This is a genomic window from Kitasatospora sp. NPDC007106 (assembly GCF_040634455.1).
Taxonomy (GTDB): Bacteria; Actinomycetota; Actinomycetes; order Streptomycetales; family Streptomycetaceae; genus Kitasatospora; species Kitasatospora arboriphila.
Window position 1 is genome coordinate 1 of sequence record NZ_JBEYFP010000197.1, and the last position, 9,894, is coordinate 9,894.

Here is a 9,894-nt window from a genome sequence, read left to right on the forward strand (position 1 = left end):
ACCCGCCCGGCCGCCCCGGCGGGCCGCGAACGGCCGCGCCGCATACGGTCGTCGGGACCCCTGCGGACACGGCCGGACACGACGACGGGAGGCCCGGGTGGCCACGACCAGCCTGCCGGAGGAGGCACCGCCGGCACCCCCGCCCGAGCCGGCACCGCCGCGGCGGGTCGCCCTGCGGGCCTTCCTCGCCGCGACAAGCGTCTCGCTGCTGCTGATCCTCGCGATCGTGCTCGGCAGCCGCGGACTGCGCGACTTCGACTCCGCGCTGGTGCCCTACGCCGTCGCCACCGTCTTCCTCACCTTCGGCGTCGTCCACCGCTACACCGTCTGGATCTCCGCCCCCGCGGCCGCCCGCCTGTTCCGCCAGGGATGGCGCGCCGCCCTCTCCTGGCACAACCTGCGCCGGCTGCCCACCGACCTGCCCCGGCTCGCCGTCACCTACCTCGGCTTCCAGAAGTTCCTCGGCGCCCGCTCGCACGCCCGCTGGGCCGCCCACCAACTCCTCTTCTGGGGCTGCCTGCTGGCCGCCGCGATCACCTTCCCGCTGACCTGGGGCTGGTTCACCTTCACGGCAGTCGGCCCGGACGGCCCCGGCTACCGGATGCGGCTGTGGGGCATCGAGGTCTTCGGCTTCACCTACGACAGCGCCCTCGGCTGGGCGCTCTACCACGGACTCGACCTGGCCGCCGTGATGGTGATCGGCGGCAGCGGCTACTTCCTGTGGCGCCGGATGCGCGACCGGCAGGCCGTCACCGGACAGCGCTTCGGCTACGACCTCGTCCCGCTGCTCGCCCTGATCACCGTCTCCGTCACCGGGCTGCTGCTCACCTTCTCCGAGATCGCCCTCCAGGGCGGCGGCTACCAGTTCCTGTCCGTGCTGCACATGGCGTCCGTCGTGCTCGCCCTGGTCTACCTGCCCTTCGGCAAGTTCTTCCACATCGTGCAGCGCCCCGCCGCCGTCGGCATGCAGCTGTTCAAACTGGTCTCCCGCACCGACGGCGAGATCCTGCACTGCCGCAACTGCGGCCGGCCGATCGACACCGCCGCCTACGTCGCCAACCTCCGCGGCACCATGCGCGACCTCCACCTCGACTTCGACAGCTGGGCCGAGACCTGCCCCCGCTGCAAACGGGTGCTGCGCGGCGGCGCCTACCTCTCCGAGGTGAAACGGGGCTTCCGGTGACCGACTCCGCCCGCCGCATCGACCCGGTGATCGCCCCGCCCGGCACCCGCGGCTTCCGTGACGCGGGCGGCCTGCCGGCGGCCGGCTGGCGCGCCGACCTCGGCGACGAGACCCTGGTGCCCACCCACTGCTGCTTCTGCGGCGTCCAGTGCGGCATGTACCTGCGCGTCGCCGGCGGCAAGGTCTTCGGCGTCGAACCCCGCAACCACGACATCAACCGGATGCGGCTGTGCCCCAAGGGCCTCAACGCCTACCAGCAGGTCAACCACCCCGACCGGCTCACCGCCCCGCTGCTGCGCCGCTCCCGGGGCGAGCCCTTCCGCGAGGTCGGCTGGGAGGAGGCCCTCGACCACATCGCCGAACGCATCCGCGCGATCCAGGCCGAGCACGGCCGGGACGCCTTCGGCATGCTCGGCGGCGCCAGCCTCTTCTCCGAGAAGACCTACCTGGTCGGCAAGTTCGCCCGGGTCGCGCTGCGCACCCGGCACGTCGACTACAACGGCCGGCTCTGCATGGTCAGCGCCGCCGGCGCCAACAAGCTCGCCTTCGGCATCGACCGCGCCGCCAACCCGTTCGCCGACATCCTGCAGACCGACTGCCTGCTGATCGCCGGGGCCAACGTCGGCGAGTGCTTCCCGGTGATGACCCAGTACGTGTGGGGCGCCCGGGACCGCGGCGCCGTGCTGATCATCGTCGACCCGCGGCAGACCGCGGTCGCCCGCACCGCCGACGTGCACGTGGCGCTGCGCTCCGGCACCGACTCGGCCTTCTTCAACGCGGTGCTGAACACCGTCGTCCGCGAGGGCCTCACCGACGAGGCCTTCCTCGCCGCGCACACCAGTGGCTGGGACGAGGTCCGGGCGGCCGTCGCCGCGTACACCCCCGAACGGGCCGCGGAGATCTGCGGGATCCCCGCCGAACAGGTCGTCCAGGTGGCACGGCTGTTCGGCAGCGCGCCGCGGGCCATGGCCTGGCACGCCCGCGGCATCGAGCACCACACCCAGGGAGTGGAGAACTGCCTCTCCGTCATCAACCTCTGCACCGCCACCGGCAACCTGGGCCGCCCCGGCTGCGGCTACGGCACCATCACCGGCCAGGGCAACGGCCAGGGCGGCCGCGAACACGGGCAGAAGGCCGACCTGCTGCCCGGCGGACGGTCCATCCTCGACCCGGTGCACCGCCGGCAGATCAGCGAGATCTGGGGCATCGACGAGGCCGAACTGCCCACCGCCGGAACCTCGATGATGGAGATGGTGCACCAGATGCGGCGCCGCGAGATCCGCGGCCTGCTCGGCGTCTGCAACAACCCCTTCGTCTCGCTGCCGCACCACTCCGTGGTGAAGGAGGGCTACGACACCCTCGACTTCCACGTCCAGCTCGACTTCTTCCTCTCCGAGACCGCCGCCAACGCGCACGTCGTGCTGCCGGTCACCACCTGGGCCGAGGACGAGGGCGTGATGGCCAACGCCGAGGCCCGGGTGGTCAAGCACAACAAGGCTCAGGACCCGCCGCCCGGCGTGCTCACCGACACCCGGGTGCTCTGCGAACTCGCCGAATGCCTCGGCGCCGGCGACAAGTTCCGCTTCGCCGGCTCCCGCGAGGTCTTCGACGAACTGCGCCGCGCCTCGGCCGGCACCGTCGTCGACTACCACGGCATCACCTACGAGCGGCTGGAGGAGACCGGCGGCATCGCCTGGCCCTGCCCCTCCGTCGACCATCCCGGCACCCCGCGGCTGTTCGAGGACGGCCGCACCTACCACCCGGACGGCAGGGTGCACCTGCAGGTCGTCGAATGGCACCCGCCCGCCGACCCGTACGACGACGAGTACCCGATGACGCTGACCACCGGGCGCACCGTCGCGCACTACCTGTCCGGCAACCAGACCCGGCGGCTCGGCGGACTGGTCGAGCAGACCCCGCGGCCCTGGGTCGAGGTGCACCCCTCGCACGGCTTCCGCACCGGCGACGCCGTCCGCGTCGTCACCCGCCGCGGCGCGACCGTGCTGCCCGCGCTGGTCACCGAGGCGATCCGGGCCGACCACGTCTTCGTGCCCTACCACTGGCCGTCCCCCGTCGCCGCCAACCAGCTGACGATCGACGCCCTCGACCCGCGCTCCAAGATCCCCGAGTACAAGGTGTGCGCCGTGCGGATCGAACGGGCCGAGCACCTCGACGAGGTGCCCGCACCGCCCGTGCCGCCCGGGCACACCGCCTACCCGGAGGCCCAGGCCTCACGCACCGACCCGCTGCCGCCGACCGCCCCGCAGGGGCGCGGCACCGCCGAGAGGGGCTGACCGGATGCTCGGCAGGACCGTCTTCATCGACCCCGGACGCTGCATAGGCTGCCAGGCCTGCGTCTCCGCCTGCCGCGAGTGCGACTCGCACCGCGGCAAGTCGATGATCCACCTCGACTACCCCGACGAGGGCCACTCGGTGGCCTCGCTGCCCACCCTCTGCATGCACTGCGAGGACCCGGTCGCGCCCTGCGCCCAGGTCTGCCCGGCCGACGCGATCCTGATCACCGCCGACGGCGTCGTCCAGGAGGCCGACCCCACCCGCTGCATCGGCTGCGCCAACTGCGTCAGCGCCTGCCCGTTCGGCGTCCCCAAGATCGACCTCGACGCCAAGCTCCAGATGAAGTGCAACCTCTGCTACGACCGCACCTCCCGCGGACTGGCCCCGATGTGCGCCACCGTCTGCCCGACCGGCGCCCTCTTCTACGGCACGGTCGAGGAGCTCCGGGCCGAGCGGCCCGGCGTCGAGGTCTCCACGCAGTTCAGCTTCGGAGACGCCGAGGTGGCCACCGGCGTCGCCGTCGTGGTGCCGGCCGAGCGCCGCGCACCCGTCCCGGGCGGGCTGCTGCCGCTCGTCGAGGTCAACGGGCGGCCCACGCCCGGGAACGGAGCCCCGCGATGACCGACCCGTCGGACACCGGGGGGACCCCGCTCGAACACGCGGCGCTGGTCGACCGGATCTCCGCCGACTCCCTCACCACCCGCCGCGACTACCTGCGGATCGTCGCCACCGTCTCCGGCGGCCTCGCCGTCGGCTCCACCGTCGTTGCCGCCGGCGTACTGCCCCGGCACGGCGACGGCACCGCCACCCCGCTGCGGATCGCCGACCGGATCGGCCGCGGCCAGGCCGTCTCCTTCTCCTACCCCGGCGAGGACGACCGGGCGATCGCCGCCCGGCTCTCCGACGGCACCCTGGTCGGCTGGTCGACGATCTGCACCCACCTCGCCTGCGGCGTCGTCCGCCGGCCCGACCACGGCCGCGACGGCGACCTGTACTGCCCCTGCCACGAGGGCGAGTTCGACATCCGCACCGGGGAGGTCACCGCCGGGCCGCCGCCCCGGCCGCTGCCCAGGGTGCTGCTCGTCGAGGACGCCCGCGGTGCCGTCTGGGCGGTCGGCACCGCCCGCTCCGGCGAGGACCCGCAGGCCGGCCTCTGCCGCGGCCTGCGCGAGCGGGACCCGGACCTCGCCGACCGGATCGGCTGCGACTCGTGACCGCCCCCGAGGAGTACCACGCCGGCAGCGAACAGCCCGGCCTCAACCGGCCGCTGCACGAACGCTACCCGCAGATCCGGGCGACCAGCGGCTACGCCGACCCGCGGGTGCACTCCCCGGGTCCGGGGCCCGGCGCGGGCGGCGAGCACGAGCCGGAGCGCTCCTCGATGCTCAGCGCCAGGGTCGCACTCGTCTGCACCGTCGTGATCGGTCAGCTCTGGGCACTGACCGTGGCCACCGACGCCTGGATGGAGGGCCGCACCGGCACCGCCTGGTGGTGCACCGGGTTCTCCGCACTCTCCTTCCTGGTGGTGCTGGGCGTCTGGTGGTACGCGCCGCGCCAGGACCGGTAGCCGGCCCCGGGACGGCCGGCGGCGGGCTCGGCCGGGCGGTGCGGCCACGCAGTCGAGGACGCGCCCGTCCACCGTGCCGACGACCGGCCGTCCCGTCCCGGTCGCGGCCGGCGCGAGCGCCACGACGGGGATGCCGTCCACCGCGAGGTCGGTGCGCGGCAGCACCGCGCCGGTCGCGGCGTCCAGCCCGACGAGCCCGCCCGAGCGCAAGGCCGCCCGGACCGTTCCACCGGCCTCCTCCAGCGCGGTCACCGCCGCGTTCACCGGCCACCCGGCGGTGACGGCGAGCCGCCGGCGGAGGTCGTCGAGCCCGTGGACGCCGACCCGGTCCGTGGGCCGGTCGCCGACGGCGCGGCCGGGCCGGCCGGGCGGCACCCGAACGGCCGGTTCGGGAGGCGGGGGCGGGCTGCCGCACTCCACGGGGTATAACTGGCAGCGTGACCACCGATCTGCCTCCCTCGACCAGACCCGTGACACTGGAGCACGTCGCGAAGGTGGCCGGCGTGTCCCGGGCGACCGTCTCCCGGGTGGTGAACGGCAAGTCCACCGTCGACCCGGAGCTGCGCCGGATCGTCGAGGAGGCCGTCGCCGCGACCAACTACGTGCCGAACTCCGCGGCCCGCTCGCTCGTCACCCGGCGCACCAACTCGGTGGCGCTGGTGGTCTCCGAGGCGGAGCGCCGCGGGCAGCCGCTCGACCCCTTCGTCGGCCGGATGTTCACCGACCCGCACTTCGGCCGGGTGGTGAGCGGCGTGATCCAGGTCCTGCGGCCCCAGGGGATGGCCATGGTGCTGATGCTGGCCGACGACGCGGAGTCGCGCGGCCAGCTGCAGGGCTACCTCCGGCAGGGCCACGTGGACGGCGTGATCCTGGTCTCCTCGCACGCCTCCGACCCGCTCCCGCAGTGGCTCACCGAGGCCCGCATCCCGGCCGTACTGGCCTCCCGGCCCGCCTCCTCCGCCTCGATCGCCTACGTCGACGTGGACCAGCGCGAGGGCGTCCGGCTGGCCGTCGACCACCTCGTCGGACTCGGACGGCAGCGGATCGCCACCATCAGCGGACCGCTGGACATGCCGGCCAGCCGGGAGCGGCTCGACGGCTTCCGCGACGCGCTCGCGGCGCACGGACGCGGCGAGGCCGTCCACGTCGAGGGCGACTTCACCCAGGACGGCGGGGCCGCGGCGATGCGGGCGCTGCTGGAGCGCGCGCCCGACCTGGACGCGGTGTTCATCGCCTCCGACCTGATGGCCCTCGGGGCGCTGCCGGTGCTGTCGCGCAGCGGGCGGCGCGTCCCGGAGGACGTGGCGGTGATCGGTTTCGACGACAGCAGCGCGGCGCTGGCCTGCGACCCGCAGCTGACCACCGTGCGGCAGCCGGTGGAGGACATGGCGGCCGAGATGGCGCGGCTGGTGCTGCGGCAGATCGCGGAGCCGGCGAAGACGATGCCGATGGTGGTGTTCCGGCCGACGCTGGTCGTACGGCAGTCCGCCTGAGGGTGCACCACCAGGGGTGCGTGGGGACACCTCCCGGTCGAAGGCTGGGGGAGCACTGCGCAATCCAGGGGTGGGTGTCACAACGGCACGGGCCAAGCCTTGATTCCTACGGCGGCCCACCTCGGATTGCGCAGTTCCCCGCGCCCCTGGGGTGCACCCACGCCGGAGAGCGTTTTCTCCGTTCGAGTCAGTAGTCAGCTGCACGCCCATTGACACCGGAGGTTTTTCGGGGGCACTCTCGTGGCGCTGGTGAGAGAGCGCTCTCTCGACATCGTCGGTCCTGAGGAGGACGGCTCGTGGACCTGACCGCCCCGGAGTGGCACCGGCCGACCCTGGAGGACGTGGCCCAGCGGGCCGGGGTGTCCCGGGCCACCGCCTCCCGGGTGGTCAGCGGGTCGCACCCCGTCAGCGAGCGCCGCCGGTCGGCCGTGCTGCGGGCCGTCGCCGATCTGCAGTACGTGCCCAACCAGGCCGGCCGTTCGCTGGTGAGCCGCCGCACCGGCTCCTACGCGCTGGTGCTGCCGGAGGGCATGGGCCAGGTCTTCTCGGAGGGCTTCTTCCCCACGCTGATCCGCGGGGCCACCGCGGAACTCGAGGAGTCCGACGAGCAGTTGGTGATCCTGCTGGCCGGGTCGGCGGCCGGCCGGCGGCGGATCGAGCAGTTCGTGCGGGGCGGCCACGTGGACGGCGTGGTGCTCGCCTCGGTGCACGACCGCGACCCGCTGCCCGGGTTGCTCGCCGGCACCGGCGTGCCCGTGGTCTGCTGTGAACGGGCCTACGGCGATGTGCAGTTGCCCTGTGTGGGCGTGGACAACGCGGGCGGTGCGGCCGCCGCCGTCCGGTACCTGAAGAGGATCGGCCGTACCCGGATCGCGACCGTGGCCGGGCCCTCGTCCACGCCGGCCGGGCAGGACCGGTTGGGCGCCTACCTGCGGGAGGCCGTCCGGGGGCACCGCCGTCCGCTGGTCGCCGAGGCCGACTTCACGGTCGAGGGCGGGCGGGCCGCCACCGCCCGGCTGCTGGCGGAGGAGCCGCGGATCGACGGCCTGTTCGCCGCCTCCGACCTGATGGCCGTGGGTGCGCTGGAGGCGCTGCGCCGGGCGGGCCGACGGGTGCCCGAGGACGTGGCCGTGGTCGGTTTCGACGACGTGGACTGCGCCCGCACCGCCGAGCCCGCGCTCACCACCGTGCACCAGCCCATCGAGCAGCTCGGCCGCCAACTCGTGCGCCTCGTGCAGCGGTTGGCGGCGGGGGAGGAGGCCGGACCGGCGCTGGTGCTGCCCACCGCACTGGTTCTGCGCGACTCCGCCTGACCGCTCCCCCCACTCCGAGGACGGCCATGGACCACACCCGCACGCAGCCGCCGGCCCGCGGACCGCCCGCGCCGGCCGCACCGCCCCACCCGTGCACCGCAGTACCGACTCCGCACCACCCCCACCCAGCTGGAGTTCCCCATGACCACCGCACCACCGGCCGCCGCGGCGCGCCCCCACCGGGTGCTGACCCGGTTGCTCACCGCCCTCGTCCTGGCCCTCGGCGCCCTGCTCGTGCCGTTCGCGCCGGCCGCCCCCGCGGCGGAGAGCCTGCTCTCGCAGGGCAAGACCGTCACCGCCTCCTCCACCGAGAACGGCGTGGCCTTCCCCGCCTCGGCCGCCGTCGACGGCAACGCCGGCACCCGCTGGTCCAGCGCCTTCGGCGACCCGCAGTGGCTGCAGGTCGACCTCGGCGCCACCGCCACCGTCAGCCGGGTCGTCCTGCAGTGGGAGGCGGCCTACGCGACCGGCTTCAAGCTGCAGACCTCCGCCGACGGCAGCACCTGGACGGACGTCTACACCACCGCGAGCGGCACCGGCGGCACCCAGAACCTCACCGTCAACGGCACCGGCCGCTACGTCCGGATGTACGGCACCGCCCGCGCCACCCAGTACGGCTACTCGCTCTGGGAGTTCCAGGTCTACGGCACCCCGGGCGGCGGCACCGGCGGCGGCGACGTCCAACTCTCGTACGACAAGCCCGCGGTGGCCTCCAGCAGCCAGAACGACGGCGGCTGCGGCAACTGCACCCCGAGCAAGGCGGTCGACCAGGACCCGGCCACCCGCTGGGCCACCTCCGCCTGGAGCGACCCGGGCTGGATCTACATCGACCTCGGCGCCACCGCCACCGTCCACAAGGTCGTCCTGCAGTGGGACCCGGCCTACGCCACCGCGTACAAGCTGCAGGTGTCGGGCGACGCCGTCAACTGGACGGACATCTACTCCACCACCACCGGCAAGGGGTTCAAGGAGACCGTCTCCAACCTGAACGGCACCGGCCGGTACGTCCGGATGTACGGCACCACCCGGGTCAGCCAGTACGGCTACTCGCTCTGGGAGTTCCAGGTGTTCGGCACCGGCGGCAGCCCCGTCACCCCGCCGCCGCTGCCGCCGAACCCGACCTTCCCGGCCGGCCGGCTGGTCTTCGGCGACGAGTTCAACGGCTCCAACGGCGCCGCGCCGGACGCCGGCAAGTGGACCACCGACCCCGGAGCGGGCGTCAACAACGAGCTGGAGTACTACACCACCGGCAACAAGAACCTCTACCAGGACGGCACCGGCAACCTGGTGATCGAGGCCCGCAAGGAGGTCACCCCCGGATCGGCCTGCCCGCGCGACCCGCTCTCCGGCAGCACCGTCTGCCAGTACACCTCGGGCCGGATCAACACCTCGGGCCACTTCGACTTCACCTACGGTCACGCCGAGGCGCGGATCAAGGTGACCGGCACCCAGGGCCTGTGGCCGGCGTTCTGGATGCTCGGCTCCGACTTCAAGACCGGTACACCGTGGCCGTACTCGGGTGAGATCGACGTGATGGAGCACGTCGGCAAGGTCGCCGACTCGGTGTACTCGACGCTGCACGCGCCCGCCTACAACGGCGCGGGCGGGTACGGCTCGCCGTACACCCTGGCGGGCACGGACTTCGCCAACGCGTTCCACACCTACGCGGTGGACTGGGACTCGGCCCACATGACGTTCTACGTGGACGGCAGCGCCTTCTTCACCGTGGACCGCACCGCCCTGGAGGCCACCCGCGGCCCCTGGGTGTACGACCACCCGTTCTACCTGATCCTCAACAACGCGGTGGGCGGTGACTGGCCGGGCGCGCCCGACGCCACCACCGTGCTGCCGCAGAAGATGCTCGTGGACTACGTCCGCGTGTACCAGTAGGAATCCCTGCGGTAGCGGGAGCCGCCGCCGGCCCGGGCCTCGGCGCGCGGTGCGGGGCGGCGGTGCCCGGCCGGCCGGCAGGGGCGGGACACCGCGCCGATCGGAAGGGCGGCGGGGGGGGGAAGGGGGGTGTGGGGTTGGTGGAGATGTAGG

General features: G+C 73.6%; 8 protein-coding genes. All 8 read left to right on the top strand.

Going from position 1 to position 9,894, the window contains the following annotated elements; all coding sequences use genetic code 11:
* Window positions 1-172 precede the first annotated feature (172 nt).
* On the top strand, window positions 173-1,183 hold the full coding sequence (locus ABZ641_RS17470) for an MFS transporter (protein ID WP_359982771.1): 1,011 nt from the start codon (window positions 173-175) through the stop codon (window positions 1,181-1,183).
* The gene (locus ABZ641_RS17475; RefSeq protein WP_359982760.1) at window positions 1,180-3,477 is read left to right on the top strand and encodes a molybdopterin oxidoreductase family protein; all 2,298 of its coding nucleotides are present in this window, start codon (window positions 1,180-1,182) and stop codon (window positions 3,475-3,477) included. The genes ABZ641_RS17470 and ABZ641_RS17475 overlap by 4 nt, the downstream gene beginning before the upstream one ends.
* Window positions 3,478-3,481: 4 nt before the next feature.
* A complete protein-coding gene (locus ABZ641_RS17480; RefSeq protein WP_359982762.1) occupies window positions 3,482-4,099 on the top strand; it encodes a 4Fe-4S dicluster domain-containing protein in 618 nt (205 codons plus the stop codon).
* Window positions 4,096-4,692 (top strand): Rieske 2Fe-2S domain-containing protein, encoded by a 597-nt coding sequence (locus ABZ641_RS17485; protein WP_344628106.1) that lies wholly within the window; start codon window positions 4,096-4,098, stop codon window positions 4,690-4,692. The genes ABZ641_RS17480 and ABZ641_RS17485 overlap by 4 nt, the downstream gene beginning before the upstream one ends.
* Window positions 4,689-5,045, top strand: a complete 357-nt coding sequence (locus tag ABZ641_RS17490) for a DUF6755 family protein (RefSeq protein ID WP_344628105.1) — start codon at window positions 4,689-4,691, stop codon at window positions 5,043-5,045. Before ABZ641_RS17485 ends, ABZ641_RS17490 begins: the two co-directional genes overlap by 4 nt.
* Window positions 5,046-5,482: 437 nt before the next feature.
* Window positions 5,483-6,538: a LacI family DNA-binding transcriptional regulator gene (locus tag ABZ641_RS17495; protein WP_344628104.1), complete on the top strand. Its 1,056-nt coding sequence runs from the start codon at window positions 5,483-5,485 to the stop codon at window positions 6,536-6,538.
* A 296-nt stretch (window positions 6,539-6,834) separates the two neighbouring features.
* Window positions 6,835-7,851 carry a LacI family DNA-binding transcriptional regulator gene (locus tag ABZ641_RS17500; protein ID WP_359982766.1) on the top strand — a complete coding sequence of 339 codons (1,017 nt, stop codon included), beginning with the start codon at window positions 6,835-6,837 and terminating at the stop codon, window positions 7,849-7,851.
* A 141-nt stretch (window positions 7,852-7,992) separates the two neighbouring features.
* Entirely contained in the window at window positions 7,993-9,741 is a 1,749-nt protein-coding gene (locus ABZ641_RS17505) for a discoidin domain-containing protein (protein ID WP_359982768.1), read from the top strand.
* Window positions 9,742-9,894: the final 153 nt, after the last annotated feature.